This is a genomic window from Actinophytocola oryzae (genome assembly GCF_004364325.1).
GTDB classification, from domain to species: Bacteria; Actinomycetota; Actinomycetes; order Mycobacteriales; family Pseudonocardiaceae; genus Actinophytocola; species Actinophytocola oryzae.
In genome coordinates this window covers 117,610-142,144 of sequence record NZ_SOCP01000023.1, presented here as the reverse complement: position 1 = coordinate 142,144, position 24,535 = coordinate 117,610, and the positions used below count along the sequence as shown (strand labels likewise).

21 protein-coding genes are annotated in these 24,535 nt (G+C 69.6%); 14 read left to right on the top strand and 7 right to left on the bottom strand.

Annotated elements, in window-relative coordinates:
• Positions 1 to 170 precede the first annotated feature (170 nt).
• Together CLV71_RS41155 and CLV71_RS41150 are read left to right on the top strand one after the other, a co-directional pair.
• Complete coding sequence (locus CLV71_RS41155) at positions 171 to 1,103, top strand: carbohydrate kinase family protein (protein ID WP_133908432.1); 933 nt, start codon at positions 171 to 173, stop codon at positions 1,101 to 1,103.
• A 38-nt stretch (positions 1,104 to 1,141) separates the two neighbouring features.
• On the top strand, positions 1,142 to 1,969 hold the full coding sequence (locus CLV71_RS41150) for a hypothetical protein (protein WP_133908370.1): 828 nt from the start codon (positions 1,142 to 1,144) through the stop codon (positions 1,967 to 1,969).
• A gap of 118 nt (positions 1,970 to 2,087) precedes the next feature.
• Here CLV71_RS41150 and asnB read toward each other — a convergent pair whose 3' ends face one another.
• On the bottom strand, positions 2,088 to 4,010 hold the full coding sequence (gene asnB / locus CLV71_RS41145) for an asparagine synthase (glutamine-hydrolyzing) (protein WP_133908369.1): 1,923 nt from the start codon (positions 4,008 to 4,010) through the stop codon (positions 2,088 to 2,090).
• Between the two features lie 144 nt (positions 4,011 to 4,154).
• Here asnB and ctaC point away from each other — a divergent pair, with 144 nt between their 5' ends.
• Both ctaC and CLV71_RS41135 read left to right on the top strand, forming a co-directional pair.
• Complete coding sequence (ctaC, locus tag CLV71_RS41140) at positions 4,155 to 5,114, top strand: aa3-type cytochrome oxidase subunit II (protein ID WP_208297988.1); 960 nt, start codon at positions 4,155 to 4,157, stop codon at positions 5,112 to 5,114.
• Between the two features lie 22 nt (positions 5,115 to 5,136).
• Positions 5,137 to 5,538: a cytochrome c oxidase subunit 4 gene (locus CLV71_RS41135; protein WP_133908368.1), complete on the top strand. Its 402-nt coding sequence runs from the start codon at positions 5,137 to 5,139 to the stop codon at positions 5,536 to 5,538.
• 111 nt (positions 5,539 to 5,649) lie between these two features.
• On the opposite strand, the gene trpD is transcribed toward CLV71_RS41135, so the two are convergent.
• Positions 5,650 to 6,684 carry an anthranilate phosphoribosyltransferase gene (gene trpD, locus CLV71_RS41130; RefSeq protein ID WP_133908367.1) on the bottom strand — a complete coding sequence of 345 codons (1,035 nt, stop codon included), beginning with the start codon at positions 6,682 to 6,684 and terminating at the stop codon, positions 5,650 to 5,652.
• Positions 6,685 to 6,691: 7 nt separating this feature from the next.
• Positions 6,692 to 7,099 carry a hypothetical protein gene (locus CLV71_RS41125; RefSeq protein WP_133908366.1) on the bottom strand — a complete coding sequence of 136 codons (408 nt, stop codon included), beginning with the start codon at positions 7,097 to 7,099 and terminating at the stop codon, positions 6,692 to 6,694.
• Positions 7,100 to 7,248: 149 nt separating this feature from the next.
• Here CLV71_RS41125 and ctaE point away from each other — a divergent pair, with 149 nt between their 5' ends.
• The 5 genes from ctaE to CLV71_RS41100 are packed head-to-tail and all read left to right on the top strand — an operon-like array spanning position 7,249 to position 12,476.
• Complete coding sequence (ctaE, locus tag CLV71_RS41120; protein ID WP_133908365.1) at positions 7,249 to 7,860, top strand: aa3-type cytochrome oxidase subunit III; 612 nt, start codon at positions 7,249 to 7,251, stop codon at positions 7,858 to 7,860.
• Positions 7,861 to 7,914: 54 nt separating this feature from the next.
• Positions 7,915 to 8,712: a cytochrome bc1 complex diheme cytochrome c subunit gene (gene qcrC, locus CLV71_RS41115; protein WP_133908364.1), complete on the top strand. Its 798-nt coding sequence runs from the start codon at positions 7,915 to 7,917 to the stop codon at positions 8,710 to 8,712.
• Positions 8,709 to 9,836, top strand: coding sequence for a cytochrome bc1 complex Rieske iron-sulfur subunit (gene qcrA / locus CLV71_RS41110; RefSeq protein WP_133908363.1), 1,128 nt, complete (start codon positions 8,709 to 8,711; stop codon positions 9,834 to 9,836). The genes qcrC and qcrA overlap by 4 nt, the downstream gene beginning before the upstream one ends.
• A 49-nt stretch (positions 9,837 to 9,885) precedes the next feature.
• Positions 9,886 to 11,565 (top strand): cytochrome bc1 complex cytochrome b subunit, encoded by a 1,680-nt coding sequence (qcrB, locus tag CLV71_RS41105; protein WP_133908362.1) that lies wholly within the window; start codon positions 9,886 to 9,888, stop codon positions 11,563 to 11,565.
• A complete protein-coding gene (locus CLV71_RS41100; protein WP_243867287.1) occupies positions 11,562 to 12,476 on the top strand; it encodes a class A beta-lactamase-related serine hydrolase in 915 nt (304 codons plus the stop codon). The genes qcrB and CLV71_RS41100 overlap by 4 nt, the downstream gene beginning before the upstream one ends.
• 15 nt (positions 12,477 to 12,491) lie before the next feature.
• Here CLV71_RS41100 and iolB read toward each other — a convergent pair whose 3' ends face one another.
• The 4 genes from iolB to CLV71_RS41080 are packed head-to-tail and all read right to left on the bottom strand — an operon-like array spanning position 12,492 to position 16,881.
• Complete coding sequence (gene iolB / locus CLV71_RS41095; protein ID WP_243867285.1) at positions 12,492 to 13,289, bottom strand: 5-deoxy-glucuronate isomerase; 798 nt, start codon at positions 13,287 to 13,289, stop codon at positions 12,492 to 12,494.
• Between the two features lie 5 nt (positions 13,290 to 13,294).
• Positions 13,295 to 14,185: a Cgl0159 family (beta/alpha)8-fold protein gene (locus CLV71_RS41090; RefSeq protein ID WP_133908360.1), complete on the bottom strand. Its 891-nt coding sequence runs from the start codon at positions 14,183 to 14,185 to the stop codon at positions 13,295 to 13,297.
• Positions 14,175 to 15,113 (bottom strand): 5-dehydro-2-deoxygluconokinase, encoded by a 939-nt coding sequence (gene iolC, locus CLV71_RS41085; protein ID WP_208297987.1) that lies wholly within the window; start codon positions 15,111 to 15,113, stop codon positions 14,175 to 14,177. The genes CLV71_RS41090 and iolC overlap by 11 nt, the downstream gene beginning before the upstream one ends.
• A gap of 58 nt (positions 15,114 to 15,171) precedes the next feature.
• Entirely contained in the window at positions 15,172 to 16,881 is a 1,710-nt protein-coding gene (locus CLV71_RS41080; RefSeq protein WP_133908359.1) for a DEDD exonuclease domain-containing protein, read from the bottom strand.
• A 1,786-nt stretch (positions 16,882 to 18,667) separates the two neighbouring features.
• Here CLV71_RS41080 and CLV71_RS41075 point away from each other — a divergent pair.
• The 5 genes from CLV71_RS41075 to CLV71_RS41055 all read left to right on the top strand — a co-directional run bounded on the left by CLV71_RS41075 (position 18,668) and on the right by CLV71_RS41055 (position 24,533).
• Positions 18,668 to 20,014 carry an NYN domain-containing protein gene (locus CLV71_RS41075; RefSeq protein WP_133908358.1) on the top strand — a complete coding sequence of 449 codons (1,347 nt, stop codon included), beginning with the start codon at positions 18,668 to 18,670 and terminating at the stop codon, positions 20,012 to 20,014.
• Between the two features lie 209 nt (positions 20,015 to 20,223).
• Positions 20,224 to 20,439, top strand: coding sequence for a hypothetical protein (locus CLV71_RS41070; RefSeq protein ID WP_133908357.1), 216 nt, complete (start codon positions 20,224 to 20,226; stop codon positions 20,437 to 20,439).
• A 527-nt stretch (positions 20,440 to 20,966) separates the two neighbouring features.
• Entirely contained in the window at positions 20,967 to 21,950 is a 984-nt protein-coding gene (locus tag CLV71_RS41065) for a C40 family peptidase (protein ID WP_166664468.1), read from the top strand.
• A gap of 104 nt (positions 21,951 to 22,054) precedes the next feature.
• A complete protein-coding gene (locus CLV71_RS41060; RefSeq protein ID WP_243867283.1) occupies positions 22,055 to 23,389 on the top strand; it encodes a peptidase MA family metallohydrolase in 1,335 nt (444 codons plus the stop codon).
• A gap of 10 nt (positions 23,390 to 23,399) precedes the next feature.
• Positions 23,400 to 24,533 carry a glycosyltransferase family 4 protein gene (locus CLV71_RS41055; RefSeq protein WP_133908354.1) on the top strand — a complete coding sequence of 378 codons (1,134 nt, stop codon included), beginning with the start codon at positions 23,400 to 23,402 and terminating at the stop codon, positions 24,531 to 24,533.
• The last annotated feature ends 2 nt before the right edge of the window (positions 24,534 to 24,535 follow it).

Genomic DNA, 24,535 nt, shown 5'->3' with positions numbered 1-24,535 from the left:
GTCCCGGACACCCTTACCAACCGGTAGTGTCAAAGCTGTCCCTGCGTAGGGCGCGAAATCCAGCGCCCACTACGGTTGATGACTGCCGTTTCACCGCATCTGATGACCACCAGACAGGGGAATCCGCCGTGCCAGTAGCCGTCTCCGGAAGCATCGCCACTGACCATCTCATGCACTTCCCCGGCAGGTTCGCCGAGCAGCTCGTCGCGGAGCAGCTGCACCGGATCTCGCTGAGCTTCCTGGTCGACGACCTCGTCGTCCGGCGGGGTGGGATCGGCGCCAACATCGCGTTCGGCATGGGGGTGCTCGGCGGCTCTCCCGTGCTCGTCGGCGCGGTCGGCAGGGACTTCGGCGACTACCAGTCGTGGCTGGAGCGGCACGGCGTGAACTGCGCCGGCGTGCACGTGTCCGAGGTCGCGCACACCGCGCGCTTCGTGTGCACCACCGACGACGACATGTGCCAGATCGCGTCGTTCTACGCGGGTGCGATGTCCGAGGCACGCAACATCGAGCTGCTCCCGATCGAGCAGAAGGTCGGCGGCTTCGACCTGGTGCTGATCAGCCCGGACGACCCGGACGGCATGCTGCGCCACGCCCAGGAGTGCCGGGAGCGCGGGTACGCGTTCGCCGCGGACCCCTCCCAGCAGCTCGCGCGGATGGACGGTGAGCAGATCCGGACGTTCGTCGAGGGCGCGAAGTACCTGTTCAGCAACGACTACGAGTGGGAGCTGCTGCGGCAGAAGACCGGCTGGACCGAGCAGGACGTGCTGTCCCGCGTCGGCATGCGGATCACCACGCTGGGTGAGAAGGGCGTGGAGATGGTCGACGCGTCCGGCGCGTCCATCCACGTGTCCGCCGTGCCCGAGACGGTGAAGGCGGACCCGACCGGCGTCGGCGACGCGTTCCGCGCGGGCCTGCTCGCCGGGCTGGAGAAGGGCCTCGAGCTGGAGCGGGCCGCGCAGCTCGGCTCCTACATCGCGGTGCTCGTGCTCGAGACCGTCGGCCCGCAGGAGTGGGAGCTGGACAAGACGCTCGCCATCACCCGCATCGGCGGCGCGTACGGCCCGGAGGCGGCCGCGGAGATCGGCGCCATCCTCCCGTAGGTTCCACTTTCGGGTGACAGCTGGTACTTGTGGTGACCATGCGTGTTCTCGCGGTCACCGCTGCGCTCATGCTCGTGTTCGTCGGGGTCGCGTCGGCCGACGTCGGCCCCTGGCGCACCATCGGCTCCGACGTCGCGCGGCCCCTGGACGAGAGCCAGGGGCTCGCCGTGGTGGAGCGGCCGTCGGGGACGACGGTCAGGTACACCGGCATCGGCACGATCCCGGTGTCGATCTCCTCGCGTGGCTGGAACCATGTGGGTGACCCGGGTGCCGGCCGTGGTTACTACGTGGAGCCGTACCAGCGGGACGACCGCGGCGCGAAGCTGTTCAGGGTCCAGGCCCCGGACGGCACGTGGGCGGAGTACCAGCACGCGCTGGAGTCGTGGGAGGCGAACAACAACTCGTTCGCCGCCGTGTCCCCGGACGGACAGTGGCTGGTGGCGGGCGAGTGGGGCACGATGTCCCGCCTGCTCGTGCACCCCATGCCGGGCATCGCGTTCACCAACCCGGCGGCGAACCTCCCGTACGCGTCGGCCGTCCGCCTCGACCGCCCGGTCCGCGACGTCCAAGGCTGCGACTTCGTGACCGCGACCCAGCTGCTGTGCTCGTCGGACGACCCGGAAGGCACCCTGTTCGGCGTCACGAAGCCCCTGCTGCAGGTCGACCTGAGCGCGCCGGTCGGCTCGGCGGACGTGACGGGCCGGGTCACCTCCCTCGGTCAACTCCCGCTGGAGAGCGGCTGCTCGGGCACCTTCGAGGTCGAGGGCATCGACTACGACGAACGCGACGGCACCCTGCGCGTGGTCGTCATGTCGCCGAGCATCTGCATCCTGTTCGACAGCAAGACCTGGCGTTTCCGCCGCTAGCACCACACCCATCGTTACGAAGGCGTCCTTCAGTACGCTGGGCGTTACGAAGGCGTCCTTCGGTGCGCCCAGTGTTATGAAGGCGTCCTTCGGTGCACTCGGCGGCGGGGCGTGGTCGTCAGAGTTTCACCGGGTAGTGCGGCTCCGGGACGCGGGGCTGGATGTTCTTCTCCACGAAGATTCCGTGCCACAGCATGTAGACCAGCAGCGCCCAGATGCGGCGGCTGTGGTCCAGGGTGCCCGCGCGGTGCTCCTCCAGCAGACGCATCACCGCGTCCTTGTCGATCTCCTCCTCGGTCTGCGAGCGGAGGATGATCTGACGGGCCCAGTCGTACATCTCCTCCTTGAGCCACAGCCGGATCGGCACCGGGAAGCCCAGCTTGCGCCGGTTCAGCACGTGCTCGGGGACGATCCCGCGCAGCGCCTGGCGCAGCGCGTACTTCGTCGTCTCCTTGGTGATCTTCTCCTCGGTCGGGATCTTCGAGGCGATCTTGAAGACCTCGGCGTCGAGGAACGGCACCCGAAGCTCCAGCGAGTTGGCCATCGTGACCTTGTCCGCCTTCACCAGGATGTCGCCGCGCAACCACGTGAACAGGTCCACGTGCTGCATCCGCGTCACCGGGTCCCAGTTCTCCGACTCCCGGTACGGCCCCGCCGTCACGTCCACGTGGCCGATCTCCGGATCGAACGTGCGCAGCACCGCCCGCAGCTGGTCGTCGCGGAAGATGCGGGCGTTGCCGTAGTACCGCTCCTCCAGCGAGAGCGCGCCCCGGCGCAGCAGGTCCTTGCCGCGCCGACCGTCCGGCAGCTTGGTCGACAGGGTGCCCATGGCCTTGCGGAGCGCGCCGGGCACCCGCTCGAACGGCGCCAGCGAGATCGGCTCCTTGTAGATCGTGTAGCCGCCGAACAGCTCGTCGGCGCCCTCGCCGGAGAGCACGACCTTCACGTGTCGGCGTGCCTCGCGGGCGATGAACCACAGCGGGACCAGCGCGGGGTCGGCCACCGGGTCGTCCAGGTACCAGACGATCAGCGGCAGCGCCTCCATCATCTCCTCGGGGCTGACCGTGCGGATCACGTGCTTCACGCCGATCGCGGCCGCCGACTCCGCGGCGACGTCGACCTCCGAGTAGCCCTCGCGCTCGAAGCCTGTCGTGAACGTCACCAGGTTCGGGTTGTGCTCGCGCGCCAGCGCCGCGATGGCCGTCGAGTCGATGCCGCCGGACAGGAACGACCCGACGGTCACGTCGGCACGCATGTGCTTGGCCACCGAGTCCTTCAGGACCTCGGCGATCTCCTCGTACAGCTTCTCCGACTCGCCGCGCACCGGCGTCGGGCGGAACGTGTGGAAGAAGTACCTGGTCGTCTTCACCTCACCACCCGGCGAGATGGAGAACGAGTGGCCCGACTCGATGCGGCGGACCTCCTGGTGCATCGTCTCCGGCTCCGGCACGTACTGCAGGGTCAGGTAGTGCTGCAGTGCCGTGCGGTCGAGCGTCTGGGGCAGGTGCAGGCGCGGCGACAGCTCCAGCAGCGCCTTCTTCTCGCTGGAGAACGCCACCCCGCCGGGGCCGGCCGAGTAGAACAGCGGCTTGATGCCGAACGGGTCGCGTGCGCCGAACACCTCGCGCTTGCGCCAGTCCCAGATCAGGAACGCGAACATGCCGCGCAGCTTCTGCACCGCGGACGGCCCGAGGTAGTGGTAGAGCGCGACGATGACCTCGCTGTCACCGTGCGTGCGCATGGCGGCGCCGTGCTCGTCGATCAGCTCCTGGCGCAGCTCGAGGTAGTTGTAGATCTCCCCGTTGAAGAGCAGCGTGTAGCGCTCCTGGACGCCCTCGGGGCTCCAGTGCAGCGGCTGGTGCGAGTGGTCGACGTCGATGATCGACAGGCGGTTGAACCCGAAGACCACCTCGTCGCCCGCCCAGGTGCCGCTCTCGTCCGGTCCTCTGTGCCGCTGGCAGCGCATCGCGCGCGCCACCGCGTCCCTGGTCGCGTTGGCTTCCTGTTCCGTCGGGCACACCACACCAAGCAGACCGCACACGGTTCGGCACAACCTTCCCTGTCGAGTGCACGTCGGTGGCCAGTATGGCTGCCTCGCACAAGTCTGCCCCTGAGCGGTGTGGCCCGCACCTCTCGGCTACGCTCCAACGCTGTGATCACCGGTCTTACTAGGAGGGATCGCGCAGTGGGCGGAACACGGCGCTCGCGGGCGACGCGACTTGCCGGCCTCGCCGGACTGGTCGCCCTGACCGCGTCCGGCTGCTCCGGCAGCGAGGTCCTGCGCTTCGGCTGGCCAGAGGGCATCACCCCGCAGTCCGAGCGGATGGTTACCTTCTGGACCTGGACCGTCGTCGCGTCGCTGATCGTCGGCGTGATCGTGTGGGCGCTGATCCTGTGGCCGGTCATCGCGCACCGCAAGAAGAGCGACAAACTGCCCAAGCAGTTCCAGTACAACCACTTCCTCGAGTTCATCTACACGGGTGTCCCGTCGATCATCGTCGTGATCCTCTTCTACTTCACGGTGACGACGCAGAACTACGTGCTGGCCGAGGAGCCCGAGGACCAGGTCGGCGTGAACGTCGACGTGCTGGCCTTCCAGTGGAACTGGCAGTTCACGTACAACGAGTACGTCAACGCCGACGGCCGCCACGTCACCCCGCGCACCTCCGACGGCGACCTCGTCGCGACGACCGGCAGCACCACCGAGATCCCGCTCCTGGTGCTCCCGTCGCAGGCGACCATCCACTACAAGCTGCACTCGAAGGACGTCATCCACTCCTTCTTCGTGCCGGAGTTCCACTTCAAGCGCGACGTCTTCCCGTACCCGGAGAGGAACAACCAGGACGACACCTTCCAGAACTCGATCGACAAGGAAGGCTCGTTCGTCGGCCGCTGCGCCGAGCTGTGCGGTACCTACCACTCGGGGATGAACTTCGAGGTCAGGGTGCTGACCCAGGACCAGTTCGACGCGTACATGGAGCTGCGGACGGCGTCCAACGACGACACCGGCAAGCCGTACACGGCGGCGGAGGCCCTGGCGCAACTGGGCAAGGACGACCCGTCGTGCGGTGAGCTGTGCACCCCGCACGCGGTGACCACGTCCCCGTTCAACAGCGACCGCACCGCCCGCACGTCGTCGAACTGACCGTCTCCGGAGGACTCGAGTCATGAAGGTCGAAGCCAGGCTCTTCCACATCATCACGGCCTTCTTCTTCCTGGCCGCCATCGTCTACGGCGTCTGGTCGAAGGAGCCGGTCGGCACCGTCGGCCTCACGCTGACCGGCGGGCTGTCCCTGATCATCGGGTCGACCTTCCAGTTCATCTCGCGGCGGGTGGAGCGCCGCCCGGAGGACAACCCGGAGGCCGAGGTCAGCGACGGCGCCGGCGAGGTCGGCTTCTTCTCGGCAGGCAGCTACTGGCCGGTCGCGATCGCCGCCTCCGGTGGGCTGACGGCCCTCTCGCTGGCCTTCTGGCAGATCTGGCTGCTGGTGATCGGCCTGGTTCTCGTCCTGACGGCCGTCGGCGGCCTGGTCTTCGAGTACCACACCCGCCCGAACGCGACCGACTGACGTGCACTGAAGGACGCCTTCAGTGCACCCAGCGTTACGAAGGCGTCCTTCGGTACGTCCCGCGTTACGAAGGCGTCCTTCAGTGCACGGGGGGCCGGTCCGCGCGCGGGCTCAGGCCAGTTCCTTGCTCCGGGTGACCCAGCGGTCCAGCAGCTTCGCCGCGCGGCCGGAGTCGATCGCCTCGGCCGCGGTGTCCATGCCCGCGCGGAGATCGGCCGTCAGGTCGGCCGAGAAGCCCCTGAACGCGGCGATGGCCCCTCCGGCGTTCAACAGCACGGTGTCACGCACCGCGCCGCCCTCGCCTGCCACGAGCGCCCGCAGTACCGCGGCGTTCACCTCGGCGGTCCCGCCCTTCAGCGCCTCGGGGGAGGCGGGGGCGATCCCCAGGGCCGCCGGGTCGATCACGGCCGGGCGGACCGTCCCACCTGACGCGACCCACGCGGTGGTGGTCGTCGTGGTGGTGATCTCGTCGAGGCCGTCGTCGCCCCTGACCACGAGCACCGAGAAGCCGCGTGCGGCCAGCACGTCCGCCACCACCGGCGCCAGCCATGACTGCGCGCACCCCACCAGTGCCGACGTCGGCTGTGCCGGGTTGGTCAGCGGCCCCATGATGTTGAACACCGTGGGGATGCCCATCTCCCTGCGGGTGGGGCCCGCGTGACGCAGCGCGGGGTGGAAGGCGGGCGCGAAGCAGAACCCGATCCCCACCTCGCGGACGCACGTGGCGACCGCCGTGGGGGAGAGCTCTATCACCACACCGAGTGACTCGAGGACGTCCGCGGCGCCGCACTGCGACGACTGGGCCCGGTTGCCGTGCTTCACGACCGGCATCCCGGCGGCGGCCGTCACGACCGCGCTCATCGTCGAGATGTTCACCGATCCCGCCTGGTCACCGCCGGTGCCGACCACGTCGACGGCGGCCACGTCGAGGGGCACGCGGCGGGCGCGCGACAGCATCGCCGACGCCATGCCCGCCACCTCGGAGGGCGTCTCGCCCTTCATCCGCAGTGCCGCGGCGAACGCGCCGATCTGGGAGCCGGTGGCGACGCCGGACATGATCTCGTCCATCGCCCACGACGTGTCCTCGGCCGTCAGGTCCTCGCGCGCCACCAACCGGCCCAGCAGGCCGGGCCAGGTCTGGGTCATGGTCGCCTCACCCCTGGACGACGGGAAGCTGCTTGTTGCGCAGCACGTCGGCGACCGTCTCCGCGGCGGTCAGCGGGTCGAGCGGGTGCACGAGCACCGCGTCGGCCTGCGACCAGGTCGCGAGCCAGCGGTCGTCCCTGCGCCGGATCGCGATCACGATCGGGGGACAGGCGTCGATCTCGTTCTTGAGCTGGCGGCAGAGTCCGATGCCACCGGTCGGCTGGGCCTCGCCGTCGAGGATCGCCAGGTCGACGGTGCCGGAGTCCATCTCCATCAGCACGTCGGCGATGGTCGCCGACTCGTGGTAGGTCACCCGGCCCACGTCCGCGGCGGGCCTGCGACCCACAGCTGTGACAATCCTCTCCCGCACCTCGGGCCGGTGGCTGAACACGAGGATCTTCAGCGGGGCGCTCATGGCTGTTCCTCCGGCAACGAAATCAGGCAGGTCGGGACACCTCGATGCTATCCGGCACGACTTCACGGCCGACAGCCGCCCGATCCTCGGGAGACGATCTCCGACACGCCCCGGACCCGATCTGCTGACCTGTGAAAGGGCAGGCAATAATGCCTGCCGTGACGACAGCAGCGCCCTCAATCAGCCAGCGTGTGCACTCGCTGAACAGGCCCAACATGGTCAGCGTCGGCACGATCGTGTGGCTGGCCAGCGAGCTGATGTTCTTCGCCGGCCTCTTCGCCATGTACTTCACGGCGAAGGCACAGGAGAGCACGGGCCAGTGGCCCCCACCGCCGTTCCACCTCGACGTGCCCTACGCGCTCGTTGTCACGATCGTGCTCGTCGCCTCGTCCATCACCTGTCAGATGGGTGTCTTCGCGGCTGAGCGAGGTGATGTGTACGGGTTGCGGCGCTGGTACACGCTGACACTGTTCATGGGGTTGTTCTTCGTGCTCGGCCAGGCCAACGAGTACCGGTCGCTGATCGAGGAGGGACTCACCATCCCGTCCTCGGCGTACGGCACGGTCTTCTACCTGGCCACCGGGTTCCACGGCCTGCACGTGACGGGTGGCCTCATCGCCTTCGTCTACCTGATCGGGCGCACGAAGATGAGCAAGTTCACGCCCGCGCAGGCCACGTCCGCGATCGTGGTGTCGTACTACTGGCACTTCGTCGACATCGTCTGGATCGGTCTGTTCTTCGTGATCTACTTCGTGCAGTGATCCGACCATGCCGCCACTCGCCGGGTCCGAACTGACATCAGAGGTTGCCGCACAATGAGCAAGAAGATGAGGGCACGCACCAAGATGCGGCGCCGCGTCGCCGGTCTGCTGGCGCTCGCCTTCGCGCTGGTGGGGGTCGGCGCGCTGTACAGCGTGCTCGTGCCCGAGCCGCAGACCGCGCAGGCCCAGCAGGATCCGGCCATCGTCCGTGAGGGCGAGAAGATCTTCAACAACACGTGCATCAGCTGCCACGGCGCGAACCTCGAGGGCGTCAAGGACCGCGGCCCGAGCCTGATCGGCGTCGGCGAGGCCAGCGTGTACTTCCAGACCTCGACCGGCCGCATGCCCGCCATGGCGCAGTCCGCGCAGATCCCGCGCAAGCCACGCGTGCTGACGCCGGACGAGGTCGACGCGGTGGCCGCGTTCGTGCAGGCCAACGGCGGCGGTGTGCAGATGCCGGACGAGAAGGGCGCGGCGCTGCAGGGTCAGGACCCGGCGCGCGGCGGCGAGCTGTTCCGGTTCAACTGCGCGTCCTGCCACAACTTCACCGGCCGTGGCGGCGCGCTGTCGTCCGGCAAGTTCGCGCCGGCACTCGACGGGGTGACCGAGGACGAGATGTACGCGGCCATGCTCTCCGGCCCGCAGAACATGCCGAGGTTCTCCGAGCGCCAGCTGTCGCCGGACGAGAAGAAGGACATCATCGCCTACGTCAAGTCGGTGACGGACGGCAACAACAACCCTGGCGGTGCCCCGATCGGTGGACTCGGTCCCCAGTCTGAGGGGTTCATCGCCTTCATCGTGGGGATCGTCGCCCTGCTAGGCATCACGTTGTGGATCGGGGCCAAAGCATGAGTAACGAGAAGCCTGAGGAGCTGCCGAGCGAGGAGGAGCTCGCGCAGCTGTCCAGGGACGAGCTGGTCAGGCTCGGGGCGAAGCTCGACGGCGTCGAGCTGGTCGAGTACCCCGACCCGTGGCCGGTCAAGGGCACGCGCGCGGAGAAGCGCGCGGAGCGGCAGGTCGCCTTCTGGTTCGCCCTCGCGGGCATCGCGGGGCTGGCGTTCGTCGTCGCCTTCATCTGGTGGCCGGCCAAGTACGTCGCGCCGAACGAGGACGGGTACTTCATGTACTCGCTCTACACGCCGGTCATCGGCGTGACGCTCGGTCTCGCGATTCTGGGCATCGGCATCGGCGTGCTGAACTACACGAGGAAGTTCATCCCGCACGAGATCGCGGTCCAGCAGCGTCACGACGGCGGTTCCGGCGAGCTGGACAAGGCCACGATCCTCGCGGGCCTGGCCGACGCGGGTAACCGCAGCACGATCGCCCGCCGGCCGATGATCAAGCGCTCGCTCGGGTTCGGCGGCGGCGTGCTCGGCCTCGCGCTCGTCGCTCTGCCCCTCGGCAGCCTCCTGCGCAACCCGCACGCACAGTCCGCGAACAAGGACGGGCTGTTGCACACGCCGTGGCAGCACACCAAGAAGGACGAAAAGGTCTTCCTGCGCAGGGCCACGGCCAACGACGAGATCTCGCTGGTGCGCCCCGAGGACATGGACGCGGGCTCGATGGAGACCGTGTTCCCGTACCGGGAGACCGACACCCACGAGGACTGGGCGAAGACCATCCTCCGAGGTGACAGCCCCGTGATGCTGATCCGCCTGCGTCCCCAGGACGGGGCCAGGGTGATCCAGCACCAGGGCCAGGAGGACTACCACTACGGCGACTACTACGCCTACACCAAGATCTGCAGCCACCTCGGGTGCCCGACGTCCTTGTACGAACAGCGGACGAACCGCATCCTGTGTCCGTGCCACCAGTCACAGTTCGACGCGCTGCAGTACGCGAAGCCGGTCTTCGGGCCTGCCACCCGCAAGCTGGCGCAGCTGCCGATCACCGTCGACGAGGAGACCGGCTACTTCATCTCGACCAGCGACTTCAACGAGCCGGTCGGGCCTGCCTACTGGGAGCGAAGGTCATGAGCGGAGCTTGCGCAGCGTTCCGGCGCCACGCAGCGGGTGAGGTGACAGCATGAGTGGACTCACGACACCGACCAAACCCGACAATGTGGTCATGCGTGCGGCGGGGGGCGCCGCCAAGTGGGCCGACGACCGGTACCACCTGGCGGGCGGTATCCGGCGGCAGCTGAACAAGGTCTTCCCGACGCACTGGTCGTTCCTGCTCGGCGAGATCGCGCTGTACAGCTTCATCGTGCTGCTGCTGTCCGGCACGTACCTCGCGCTGTTCTTCGACCCGTCGATGGCCGAGGTCACCTACCACGGCACGTTCGCGAACCTGCGTGGCCTGGAGATGACCAGGGCGTACGAGTCGACGCTGTACATCACGTTCGACGTGCGCGGCGGTCTGTTCGTCCGGCAGGTGCACCACTGGGCGGCGCTGCTGTTCATGCTGGCGCTGACCATCCACATGTTCCGCACGTTCTTCACCGGCGCGTTCCGCAGGCCGCGTGAGGTCAACTGGATCATCGGCATCCTGATCTTCATGCTGGGCTGCTTCGAGGGCCTCTTCGGCTACTCGCTCCCGGACGACCTGCTCTCCGGCGCCGGGCTGCGCATCACCGCGGGTCTGGTCATGTCTCTGCCGGTGATCGGCACCTGGGCCAGCTGGCTGCTGTTCGGCAGCGAGTTCCCTGGCACGGAGATCATCCCGAGGTTCTACACACTCCACATCCTGCTGATACCCGGGTTGCTGCTCGCGTTGATCGGTGTCCACGTCGGACTCGTCTGGTACCAGAAACACACGCAGTTCCCCGGCGTGCGCCGAAAAGAGACCAACGTCGTCGGCGTCCGCATCATGCCGGTGTTCGCGCTCAAGGCCGGTGGTTTCACGGCCGTGGTCATCGGCATCACCGCGCTGCTCGGCGGCCTGTTCCAGGTCAACCCGATCTGGAACTTCGGACCGTTCTCGGCGGCGCAGGTGTCGGCCGGCACGGTGCCGGACTGGTACATGGCCTGGACGGACGGGCTGGTCCGACTGTGGCCCGCCTGGGAGGTCTACCTCGGGAACTACACGATCCCGGCGCCGTTCTTCCCGTTCATCATGGGTCTACCGCTGCTGACCGGCATCGCCGCGGCCTATCCGTGGATAGAACGGAAGTTCACGAAGGACTACGCGCACCACAACCTGTTGCAGCGGCCGCGTGACGTGCCGGTGCGCACCAGTCTCGGCGTCATGGCGATCACGTTCTTCATGGTGTCGCTGGTGTCCGCCGCGAACGACGTGTTCGCCGACAAGTTCCAGATCTCGCTGAACGCGACGACGTGGATGGGCCGCATCGGGTTGCTGGTGCTGCCGCCGCTCGCCTACGCCATCACCTACCGCCTGTGCCTCGGCCTGCAGCGGTCCGACCGGTTGGTGCTCGAGCACGGCGTCGAGACGGGCATCATCAAGCGGCTGCCGCACGGTGAGTTCATCGAGGTGCACCAGCCGCTGGCCGGCCTCGACGAGCACGGCCACCCGATAGCGCTCGAGTACCAGGGCACCCCGGTGCCGAAGAAGATGAACAAGCTCGGCTCGGCAGGTGCCCCGGTGGCAGGCTCGCTGCTGCGGCACGACCCGCCGGAGGAGACGGCCGCGCTGGCCAAGGCCCGTGCCGCCCAGCACGGACACGCCGCCGAGCTGGAGTCCGGGGAGACCGAGACCGGTACCTCGATCGCCAAGACACAGGACGATCCGTCGAAGCGACTGTGAGTTCACGACTGATGGCGGTCACCGCGTTGCTCGCGGCGGCCGCCATCGGCCTGTCCGGGTGCAGTGGCACGCCGTCGGCGGAGTCGCCGCGTGCGGTCAGCTCGGGCTCGATGTCGGTGGCGTCCACGGTCCCGGCCGCGCCGCCGTCACCCGAGTGCGCCGCGGCGCCGGTCCCCGGCTTCGACTGCGACCTCCAGAACCGGGTCGCGGCCGTTCAGCAGTACCTCGGCACCCGGCCCGGCACCACCGGCGTGGTGCTGCACGACCTGCAGAGCGGCGCCGTGTGGGAGAACGACCACGCCAAGGACCCCACCTGGACGGCGTCGACCATCAAGCTGGCGATGGTGGTCGACCTGTTCACGCGCGACCGGTCCGGCGAGATCCACCTCACCGACGACGACCGGACCCTGATCCAGTCGATGCTCCACTCGTCGAACGACGACGCGGCGGACACGCTCTGGTACCGCTACGCGGGTGGCGACCACCTGTCGTTCAACGACAACTTCGCGGCGTACGGCATGACCGGCCTCGTGCCCCAGCGGGGCTTCTCCGAGTACTACCCGTACTGGGGCTTCCAGAAGTGCACGCCGGAGGACCTCGACCGGCTGATCCACTACGTCCTGACGGACCTGCCCGCCGACGAGCGCGGCTACATCGTCGGCCAGCTCCGCTCGGTGGACCCGAACCAGCAGTGGGGCGTGTGGGGCGCCGGCCCGGCCGCCCAGCCCGGCAACAAGGACGGCTGGTCGGAGGAACAGGGCGGCTGGGTCATGAACACGGTCGGCTTCGTCGGTCCCGACACCCGCTTCACCCTGGTCGTGATGAACAACCTCCGCGGCCAGGGCGACTACAACGCAGGCCGCGAAACCGTCACCCAGGTCGCGAAGCTCTTGTTCGACGGCCGTTACTGAGGCCTCAGCGGGCCGTCAGCGGTAGAACGGGAGCCGGGGGTCCACCGGTTCGTGCTCCCAGGTCTCGCGGATCCAGCCGTGATCTGGGTCGTCGCTGATGAGCCACTCCCGGGTCGCGCCGGGGCCCGCCATGACGTTGAGGTAGTACAGGTCGTAGCCGGGGGTCGCCATGGACGGGCCGTGCCAGCCGTGGGGGATCAGGACCACGTCGCCGGTGCGGACCTCCTCGAGGATGTCGATCGGCCGCTCGGGCGTGCCGTACACGCGCTGGTAGGCCATGCCGTCGCCGGCCACCTCGAAGTAGTAGATCTCCTCCAGCTCGCACTCGCCGTCGCGGACCTCGTCGTGCTTGTGCGGCGGGTACGACGACCAGTTGCCGCCCGGGGTGAGGACCTCGCAGGCGATCAGCCTGTCCGCCTCGAACACCGCCGGGGTGGCGAAGTTGTTGACCTGCCTGCTGCACGTGCCAGCCCCACGCAGCTCGACCTGCGTGTCGGCCGCCGGGACGTACCTGGCGGGCAGCCGGCGCTCGCACACGGCCGACGGGAAGGCCAGCTTCGCGCCCGCCTCGCTGACCACCTCGGCGGTGGCGTCGCGGGGCACGTACACGAAGTCGGTGGGTGCCTCGAAGACCGACGAACGGCCGGCCACCTCGAACGTGGTGGCCTCCGTGGTCACCACACAACCGCCGGACAGCGGGAACACGAGCGTCTCCGAGGAGCCCGTCGCCAGCGTGTGCGACTCGCCGGGCGCCAGCGTGACCACCGTGAGGCCGCTGTAGGTCCAGCCCGCCGACGCCGGGGTGACCGCCACGCCGTTCACAGCAGGCCCGCCGCGGTGTCGACGGCCTTCGCCACGTCGCCGTCCGGCGGGTACAGCAGCGAGCGACCCACGACCAGGCCACGCACGGTCGGGTGACGCAGCGCCCGGGCCCAGCGTTCGAACGTCGCGTCCTGGTTGGCCGTGACCTCGCCGCCGAGCAGGAGCGTCGGCAGGGTGGTGCAGGACAGCACGTGTGCCATCACGTCGCCGCCGTCGCCGATGACCGGGACCTTCAGCCACGTGTAGGCGGAGGTGTTGCCGAGTCCGGACGCGATGGACATCGCCGTCGTCGCGGCCTCGACGGACAGGTCGTTCGTCAGCCTGCCCTCGATGCGGTGGGACACGAACGGCTCCACCATCGCGACCAGCTTCTCGTCGGCCAGGTCGGTCACGGCCCTGGCGCAGGCGGCGATCGTCGCCTCGGTGCGTTCGTCGCTGTAGTCGATGCGGAGCAGCATCTTGCCGCCGTCGAAGCCGGACCGCGCGATCGAGCGCGCGTCGTAGCTCGTGAAGCGGTCGTCCAGCTCGAACACCGCGCCCGCGAGGCCGCCCCGGTTCATCGAGCCGAACACGCTGCGGTCGTTCAGCGCGCCGAGCAGGAGCAGGTCCTCGAGGATGTCCGGCGTGCCGAGCACCCCGGTGACACCCGGCCGCGCCAGCGCGACGCACAGCCGCCGCAGCAGGTCGCGGCGGTTGGCCATGGCCATCGGGTTCATGCCGATGCGCAGCGCGCCGCGGGCCGGGTGGTCGGCGGCGATGATCAGATCTCGTTCGTCGTCGTCGAACGGGGTGTTGGGCCGGACCCGTTTCTCCGCGGCCTCCGCGATCTTCTCCGGGGAGCGGGCCCGGGTCGTGGTGATCCTGGCCAACTGTCTGTCAGTCAGCATCGAGCACTGCCTCCACCTCGTCGATCGTCGGCATGGCGGCCGAACAGGACAGTCGCGACGCGACGATCGCGCCTGCCGCGTTCGCGAACCGCATGGTGTGTCGGGTCGACCAGCCGGACAGCAGGCCGTGGCACAGGGCGCCGCCGAACGCGTCCCCCGCGCCGAGTCCGTTCACGACCTCGACGGGGTGTGGCGGCACCTCCACCGCGCCCGTGTCGTCGACGGCGAGCACGCCCTCCGGTCCCTGCTTCACCACGGCGAGTCGAACTCCCTTGTCCCGCAACGCTTTGGCCGCGGCGCCCGGGTCACGCACGCCGACCGCGGTCTCACACTCGTCGAGGTTGCCGACCGTCACCGTGACGTGTGGCAACGCCTCACCCACCCAGTGGCTGGCGTCCTCACGGGACGGCCAGAACATCGGCCGGTAGTCGAGGTCGAGCACCGTCGTCGACCCGGGGTCGCGGACCCGGAGCGCGGCGAGCGTCGCCGAGCGGCTCGGCTCCTCACACAGTCCGGTGACCGTGACCCACAGGATCCTGGCCGCACGGATGGCATCCAGGTCCAGCTCGTGTTCGTGGATCACCAGGTCGGGTGCTTTTGGCAGCCGGTAGAAGTAGATGGGAAAGTCGTCCGGCGGAAAGATCTCGCAGAACGTGACCGGAGTCGGCAGCTCCGACACGTCCGAGACGTACCGGTCGTCGACCCCGAAGTCACGCAGCGTGCGGTGGAGGTACTCGCCGAAGGGGTCGGCACCGGTCCGGCTCACGAGCGCGACCCGGTGCCCGAAGCGCGCGACCGCGACCGTCACGTTGGCCGCAGTGCCGCCGAGGTACTTGCCGAACGTCGTCACGTCCGCCAGCCCGACCCCGATCTGCTGCGGATAGATGTCCACCCCGAGCCGACCCATCGCGATCACGTCGAACGGCATGCCACCACCTCTTCCGCCGCGCGCCACCGGCGCCCTGAGCAGCGATGACCGGCTCTGCTCATACGCCCACCTCCGTGCTGCGTGCCGCGTCCGCCCGGGTCAGCCACCCGCGCCAGCTCGCCGCCGCGCGGGCCGGTTCCGTCCATGGCCGCGAGCATCGAACCATCCGGGTTCCCGGTCGATCCAACCACCGCAGCACCAGGGCCACCTCCTCGGCCGGTGCACCACGCAACGGACCCTCGCCGGGCAGCACCGTCTCGGCCGACGCGGCGAGCATGTCCACGACCGGCATCGGCGCCACCCCACGCCGCGCCACCCCGGCCGACGCGAGCCTGCCATACCGCACGACGGCGAACTCCCAGCCGTGGTTGCCGTCCGGACGGGCGGCGATCAGCTCGGCCACCGAGGCGAGCGCGGCAAGCCGCTGCCCCCGGTCGAGCGTGCGCACCAGCACCGACAGCCGGTCGCGGTCGAACCCCGCCTGCTCGAACCGCTCCGCCGCGGAGTGCGCGTGCAACCGCTCTTCCAGCACCCGCAGCGGATCGAGGAGCCGCCCGGCCACGAGCCCGACGAACGACGACACCGACGGCGAGTACTCCTCGACCGTCTGCCGACCCGCACAGGGCGCCGCGCACCGGCCCAGTTCCGCGAGCGCGCAGGGTCGGCCGCTGGCGCGCTGAGCCGGGATCCGCACGGTGCAGGGGCGGAGGCCGGTGGCGTCCTGGAGGGCGACCATGGCGTCCTCGGCCATCCCACGCGAGCGGAAGGGCCCGAGGGCGCCGTCCCGAGGCGTGCGGACCAGTGACAGCCGGGGGAAGGCCTCGTCGGTGAGGGTGAGCCACCAGGACTGCTTCGGGTTCTTGGACCTGCGGTTGTAGGCGGGCTTGTGCGCCGAGATCAGGCGCAGTTCGCGGACCTGCGCCTCGAGGGCGTGGGCGCACTCGACGTGGTCCACCCGAACCGCGAGCGCCACCATCTCCCGAAGGCGACGGCGCGTCTCGCTGGCGGTGAAGTACTGGCGAACGCGCCGCCGCAGGTCGACCGCAGTGCCGACGTAGAGCACCTCCTCACCGGGGCCGCGGAAGAGGTAGACGCCGGGGGTCGAGGGCAGGTGCGCGGCCATCGAGCGCTTGCGCCGCTGCTCGGGGGTGACGTCCGGGATGTAGTCGTGCAGCTCCTCGAGGGTCTGCACTCCGATCGAGCCGACCCGCTCCAGGAGGGAGTGGAAGACGTCGACGGTGGCGCGGGCGTCGGAGAGCGCGCGGTGGTTGGGTTTCGTGGAGGCGTGCAGGAGTTCGGCCAGGGCGGAGAGCCGGCAGCTGGGGGCCTCCTCCCTGGTGAGTACCCGCCTGGCGAGCTGGACCGTGCACAGGACGGTCGGCTTGGGCCAGCGGTAACCGTGCCGTTCGCAGGCCTTACGGACGAAGTTGACGTCGAAGCCCGCGTTGTGGGCCACCAGCACCGCGCCGCTGACGAACTCCATGAAAGCGGGCAGCACGGAGTCCAACCGAGGGGCGGCGTAGACCATCGCGTTGGTGATCCCGGTGAGCGCGACGACCTCGGGGGGAATCCCCCGCCCGGGATCGACGAGCGTGGCGAACTCACCGAGCACCTCACCCCCACACACCTTCACCGCCCCGAACTCGGTGATCGTGTCCTCGTCACTGACCCCAGTCGTCTCGAGATCGAAGACGACGAAGGTCGTCGCCCGCAGCGGAGTACCCAGCTCGTCGAACGCGAGCTGGCCGCCCGCCCCCGGTTTGGTCATGCCGGGAAGCTAGAACAGAGCACCGACAGTGTTGAATTTGCTCGCTCCGCTCGCTGGTGAGTGGGCCTTTACCCGGCGTCTTCCCTCCTGCGCGCGGAAGCCTCTGGGCTCGCTTCGCTCGCGCAGGGGCTTGCGTGCTCGTCAGTCCAGACGCCGGCGGCCCGCTCACGGTGTTGGTTTGGCTCGCTCCGCTCGCTGGTGAGTGGGCCTTCATCCGGCGTCTTCCCTCCTGCGCGCGGAAGCCTCTGGGCTCGCTTCGCTCGCGCAGGGGCTTGCGTGCTCGTCAGTCCAGACGCCGGCGGCCCGCTCACGGTGTTGGTTTGGCTCGCTCCGCTCGCGGGTGAGTGGGCCTTCATCCGGCGTCTTCCCTCCTGCGCGCGGAAGCCTCTGGGCTCGCTTCGCTCGCGCAGAGGCTTGCGTGCTCGTCAGTCCAGACGCCGGCGGCCCGCTCACGGTGTTGGTTTGGCTCGCTCCGCTCGCGGGTGAGCGGGCCTTTACCCGGCGTCTTCCCTCCTGTGCGCGAAGGTCCCTGGGCTCGTTCCTCGCGCAGGGACCTTCGTGCTCGTCAGTCCAGACGCCGGCGGCCCGCTCACGCCTTGCGTGGTTGCACTGTCTCTTCGCTCATGCAGCGTGGCTTCACCGGAGCCATCTCTTCCCTCGCCGGGGCGGGTCGCTCGCTTCGGCGCCCTCGCTGATCGGTCGGGCGTGGCGTTGGTGGCTCGCTTTGTGACAGTGGCTCGTTTCGCATGTGTCCATTGGCTCGCTCCGCTCGCCGGTGAGCGGGCTTTCGCCCGGCGTCTTCCCTCCTGCGCGCGGATGTCCCTGGGCTCGTTCCTCGCGCCGGTGTCTTCGTGCTGGTCGGTCCAGACGCCGGTGGTCCACTCGCGGTGTTGCCTGGTTGCACCGGCTGCTCGCTTCGGTGCGTGGCTTTGCCGGAGCTTCACTTCACTCGTCGGGCCGGGTCGTTCGTTTTCGTGCCTTTGCTGTTCGGCCGGTGCTGGCGTCGGCGGCACTGTGTTCATTGGCTCGCGGAGCGACCTGTTCGCTTGTGCAGTGTGGGTTTTCCCGGAGCGTTCGCTTCGCTCGCGGGGGTCGGGTCGGTCGTTCGCCGCGTGCCTTCACAGGTCGGCCAGGCCTGGCGCCGGCGGCCCACTGTGTTGGATTGGCTCGCTGGTGAGCGGGCCTTCACCCGGAGTCTTTCCTCCTGCCGGCGGGAGCCCGTGGGTTCGTTCCTCGCGCAGGTGCCCTTCGTGCTCGTCAGGCCCGACTCTGGTGGCCCGCTCGGGCGTTGCGTGGATGCACGGGGCGTTCGCGCTCGGAGCGTTGTTTCCTCTGGGGTTCGCTCTTGGGGCGGCGCTCCAGGGCTGTTCTTGCCGGACTTCATGCTCGTCAGTGCGGGCGTCCGGTGGGTTGCGCTGTGACGTTGGCTCGCTCGTCGGGGAGTGGTCTGTCCTGGCGTTTTTGCTCCTGTGGCCTCCGGCGGCGCCTCTCGCGGTATTGCGTGGTCGCACGGTGGGGGATCTTGGCGCCTTCGCCTCGGGGGTTGTGCTGGGACTCCGGTGTTTGAGCCATCTGTCGGGAAGGGCAGTCCTGGTTCTGGCCGTGTCTGTTGCTCGTTGGCGAGGCGTTCCGTTTGGGGGCGTTTGCGCTTTTTGCTGCTTGGCGGGGTTGTCCCGGGTTCGGGGGCGGGGGCTGCCCGGGTGGGCGGGGTGCTCGCGGCGTTGTTGGGCTCCTGCGCCGGGAAAGCCGGTCGGTGCTGTCCTGACCAGGCGACTACCCTGGTGTGATGGTGCCGTCGCTCGAGCCGGTCGATCCGGTCGACCCCGTGGACGAGCCTTCTGGCGAGCCCTCGGTCGACTGGACCGCGCTGCCCGACGCCGTTCGTACGCGGATCGCCGAGTTGGGGGCCGAGGCGCTCGGGGCGCTGCCCAAGGTCGACGTGCCCCAACAACTGCGGGCCGTCGCTCGGTTCACGCCTGCCAAGCGGGCCAGGCTCGGGGCAGGCACGATCATCGCGAGCCTGCGGGACTCCGTCGCCTTCCGCACTGCCGTCGTCGAGTGGTGTCGGGAGCATCGGCCCGCCACGCTCGACCTCGGTGGGGACGACGCCGCCGCGGTGGCCGCCGCTGCCGTGCTTCTCGGCGAGGACACTGCCCCCCACTACGTCGAGCTCGTCACCCGGCGCGCCTCCGACGCGGGGCTGCGTGCCCAGCGTGACGCCGCCGTCACCCGTGCGGACAGGGCCGAGCACGAGCTGGCCAAGGTCCGTGCCGAACTGGACGCCACCCAGGGCTCCATCGACAAGGTCCGGGCCGAGGGCGAGGTCGAGCTGGAGCGTCTGCGCAAACGTTTGCGTGAGCAGGGGGTGCGGGTTCGCGCCGCCAAGGACGAGGCCGACAACGCCAGCGCCGCCATCGAACGCATCCGCACCGAGACCGGCGCCCAGGTCAAGGCGTTGACCGAGCAACGCGACCGCGAGCGGGAGCGCGCCGAGGCCGAGCGCACCAGGGCCGAACGCGCCGAGGCCGACGCCGAGATCGCCCGCCAGTCCGCCCGCGAGGCCCGCCAGGCCGACGAGGTCCGCCTCGCGCTCCTCGTCGACACCCTGGACGGCGCGGTCACCGGCCTGCGTCGCGAGCTTGCCCTCGGCGGCTCCGGTCCCCGCCCCGCCGACCTCGTGCGCGGCGCCACCGAGGCGCACGGTTCGGTCAGCCGCGTCGAGGACCCTGCCGCCCTCGAGCGGTTGCTGACGCTGCCTACCGTCCACGTCGTCGTCGACGGCTACAACGTGACCAAGACCGGCTACCCCGAGCTGTCCCTCTCCGAGCAGCGTGAACGCCTGATCCGCCAGCTCGCCGCCCTGGCCGCCCGCACGTCGGCCGAGGTCACGCTCGTGTTCGACGGCGCTGGGGTCGTCGCCGTGCCCACGACCGCTCCCCGGGGCGTTCGCGTGCTGTTCAGTGACCCCGGTGTGCTCGCCGACGACGTCATCCGCGCGCTCGTGACGGCCGAGCCGGAGGGGCGCCCGGTGGTCGTGGTGACGTCCGACCGGGCCGTGGCCGACTCGGTCCGCAGGCGTGGCGCCCATCCCGTGCCCTCGGCCGTCCTGCTGGCGAGGCTCGGCAGGAGCTAGTGACCGAGGTCATGCCGGGTGGCTTCTCCCGCGCTGGTCAGTCGCGACGCATTGGGTGAACACGAGCACGCGGGCGGCCCGGTTCAACGCTTTCACGCTGTGCTCGGTGGGCGGCGCGACAGCGTCGACGTGCGGCACGGCCCCTGCGGACAAACTCCTGACCTGCGCGGACCCCGAAATTGTCGGTGGTCTGCCATAGCCTCCGCTCCATGAGGCCGAAACAGGACGAGGAGCCGGGGATGATCATCGACTGTGACAGCTGTGTGGTTCGCGGGCTGGCCTGCGAGGACTGCGTCGTGAGCGTGTTGCTCGGCGTGCCGGAGGTCGTCGAGATCGACCCGCTGGAGCAGCGGGCCATCGACGCGCTCGGGCGTGCGGGCATCGTCCCGAGGCTCTGGCTGGTGCCCGTCGACCGCACCGCGTGACCGATTTGTCCGACACGCCCGACCGATGCTCTCGGTCGTTGAGCGGTCGAAAAAGGTCGCCGAACGGTGTGAACGAGTTAACCCGAGCCGGTGAACTGAGGTGTTGCTGTGATCACACGGTGGTGTTCGGACTGCTCCATTGGTGTTCAGGGCCCTCCACGGCCTTTTTTTCGCCGGTCCAGCTAGACGCATCGACTCACGTTTCGTAACCTGTCCGAGATCTCGCGGCCGACAGTGGTCCACCCCGAGGGCCCTACGCGAGATCGCCGCCGAAGCCGGCTCCACAGAACGGACTCCCCGAGTCCCGACGTGAACCGGACCGGATTCCCCCACGGTGGGTGGGGCAGACGATGAGAAGTCGCTGTAGCGGTAGCTCCTTGTCGGAAAACACCCCCCCGGTCGGCGGTTTTGGATGTAAGGGAGACACGCGCGACGTGGCGTCACAAAGAACCAAGCGCGCAGTCCGTGCCGGGTTGAGTGTCACCGCGGCCGCGGCGGCCATTCTGTTCACAGTTCCGGGTCCGGCCATGGCCGTGCCCATCTCGTACCAGCAGCCGCCGCCGCCGAACACCGCGTCGGAGGCGCTGGCTCAGTACCAACAGCTGAGCCAGCAGGTCTCGTCGGTCAACGAGCAGTTACTCGCCGCGAAGACCGACCTCGACAAGAAGAACGGTGAGCTGGCGAAGGCCAACCAGGACCTCGCCGCCGCCAACGCCGCCATGACCCAGGCGCAGGCCGACGAGGAGGCCTACCGCGGCCAGGTCGACGAGCTGACCAGCGCCTCCTTCCAGGGCGCCCGGTTCAACAAGCTGTCCGCCCTGCTCACCGGTGACTCCGCGGACGACTTCCTCGAGCGTGCCTCCGCACTCGGCGTCCTCGCCTCGGACAACGAGCAGGCGCTCTCGGCGCTCACCACCGCGACCAACCAGGCTTCCGACGCCTCGGACAAGGCCAAGGACGCCCAGAAGCGCGCGACCGACGCCCAGGCGGCTGCCCAGCAGCTGACCGACCAGATCACCAAGACCCGTGACGACCTGAACACCCAGGTCGACAAGGTCGAGGACGCCTACCAGTCGCTGTCCGGTGCGGACAAGGACGCGCTGGCCGGCCCCACGGACAACAGCGTCTACCTCGCCCCGGCTGGCACGGGTGGCGCCGCCGCCAAGGTCGCGATGGACCAGCGCGGCAAGATGTACGAGTGGGGCGCGGACGGTCCCGGCACCTTCGACTGCTCCGGCCTGACGATGTACGCCTACGCGCAGGTCGGCGTCAGCCTGCCGCACTCGAGCCGCTCGCAGTACACCTACGGCAAGTCCGTGGCGTACGGCCAGTGGCAGCCGGGTGACCTGCTGTTCTACGGCAGCAGCGCGAGCTCGATCCACCACGTCGCGATGTACATCGGCGACGGCCAGCTCGTGCACGCCTCGACCACCGGCACCCCGGTCAAGACCGCCGCCGCGCCGTCCGGCGCGGGTGGCGACTACCTGGGCGCCCGGCGAATCGCGGGCTGACCACACGGATCACGAAGTCGGGGCCGGTGCGACGCACCGGCCCCGACCCGTGTCCTGACGGGACTCGACGAGCGAAAATCCACACTGCCCATACGATGCTTCCTGTGCAGCCCAGGGCGAGGTTCCGGACATGGCTCGGCGCGGCAGTGGCCGTCGCCGTGCTCGCGGGGCTCGCCCTCGTCTCGTTCCCGGCCACCACGACGGCACCCGCCTCGAACGGCGGCCCCGGCGCACCCATGGGCGCGGTCAGCCCCGCCCCGCACGTCGACGAGGCCTCGCGCACCGACGCGGTCGACGACATGCTGCGCCACCGCGCCCAGGCCGTGCTCGCCCACGACGAGCAGGCGTTCCTCGCCACCATCGACCCCAAGGCCGACCCCGCGTTCGTGGCCGCGCAGCGCCGCCTGTTCACCAACCTCGCCGGTGTCCCGTTCGACGTGTGGAGCTACCGCCTGCACGCGGACGACACCCTCGACGTGGTCGGGCTGCCGGACGACGCGGACGAGCTGTGGGCACCGGCCGTCGACCTGCGGTACGCGCTCCGGGGCGCCGACCTCACCCCGACAGACCGGGCCATGGGCTACCTGTTCGCCCGGCACGGCGACACCTGGTACCTGCGGTCCGACAGCGCGCTCGACACCCTCGGCAGGCGTACCTGGCGCGGCCCGTGGGACTTCGCGCCGTGTGTCGTGTCCACGACCGAGCACGGGATCGTGGTGAGCCATCCCGGCAGCGAGCCCATGGTGGAGCGGCTGGTGCGGGAGCTGGACTCGTCCGTCCAGGCGGTCAGCGCGGTGTGGCCGACGTCGTGGTCGCAGCGGGTCGCCCTGCTGCTGCCGGACTCGCCGGCCGAGATGCGCGCGCTCGTCGGGCCGGACTTCCCGGTCGAGTCCGTCGTCGCGGTCGCCGTGGCGGACCGGGTGGACAACAAGGCCCGCACGGTCGCCGGGCAGCGGGTGGTGCTGAGCCCGTCCGGGGTGCGCGCGCTGTCGGTCGCGTCGCTGCGGATCGTGCTCCGGCACGAGATCACCCACCTCGCCGCCCGCGCGGACACCGTGGACGGTTCACCGACGTGGCTCCTGGAGGGCTTCGCGGACTACGTCGGCTACCGCGACAGCGGCGTGACGCTGGCCGAGGGCGCGCCGGACCTGGCGAAGCGCGTCCGCCAGGACGGTCCGCCGACCGCGTTGCCGGAGGACCGCGCGTTCAAGTCACGGGGCTCCGAACTGGACCTCGCCTACCAGCAGAGCTGGTCGCTGGCACGCTACGTCGCCGACCGCTACGGCGAGAACACGCTGATCGCCATGTACCGCAGGCTCGCGGGCGCCGGCCCGGTGTCCGCGAGTGAGACGGACGACATGCTGCGTGAGGTGCTCGGTGTGGACCGGGGCGGCCTGGTGGCCGGTTGGCAGTCATACCTGAGAGAGGTACTCAAGTAGGGTTTCGCGGGTGACCCGGACACTGCTCGTGACCAACGACTTCCCGCCGCGTCCCGGTGGTATCCAGTCCTACCTGCATGCGCTGGCGACCCGACTACCGGCCGATGACCTGGTCGTGTACGCCCCGTCGTGGGAAGGCGCCGAAAAGTTCGACGCTGAGCAACCGTTCCCGGTCGTCCGCCACCCGACGAGCCTGATGCTGCCGGGGCCGGGCGTCGCCCGCAGGGCGAAGGAGATCCTGCGTGCCGAGGACTGCGACACGGTGTGGTTCGGCGCGGCGGCCCCGCTGGCGCTGCTGGGGCCCACCCTGCGTGCGGCGGGCGCCCGCCGGGTGATCGCGAGCACGCACGGCCACGAGGTCGGCTGGTCGATGGCACCCGGCACGTGGCACGCGCTGCGTCGCATCGGCAACACGTCGGACGTGGTCACGTTCGTCAGCAAGTACACCCGGTCCCGGTTCGCGCCAGCGTTCGGCCGCATGGCCGCGCTCGAGTACCTGCCGTCCGGAGTGGACACCGAGCAGTTCAGACCGGACTTCCACGCCCGCAAGGAGATCCGCACCCGCTACGGCCTCGGCGACCGGCCGACCGTCGTCTGCGTGTCCCGCCTGTGGCCGCGCAAGGGTCAGGACATGCTGGTCCGGGCGCTGCCCGCCATCCGTGCCCGGGTGCCGGAGGCGGCACTGCTGGTCGTGGGCGGCGGCCCCTACGAGGACCGCCTGCGCACGCTGGTGTCCCAGCTGGACCTGCGGTCCGACGTGGTCCTCACCGGCCGGGTGCCGTGGGAGGAGCTGCCTGCCCACTACGTGGCTGGTGACGTCTTCGCGATGCCGTGCCGCACCCACGGCCGCGGCCTGGACGTCGAGGGCCTCGGCATCGTGTACCTGGAGGCGTCGGCGTCCGGCCTTCCCGTGGTCGCGGGCAACTCGGGCGGCGCGCCGGAGACCGTCATGGACGGCGTGACGGGCAACGTGGTCGACGGCCGCGACCTGGCCGGCATCGCGAAGTCGGTCGGCGACCTGCTGGCGGACCCCACGATGGCCACGGAGATGGGCGAGGCGGGTCGTCGGTGGGTGTCGCGCCACTGGCGCTGGGAGGACATGGCCGACCGCCTGACGAGCCTGCTGGACGGTGCTGCCTTCTAGCC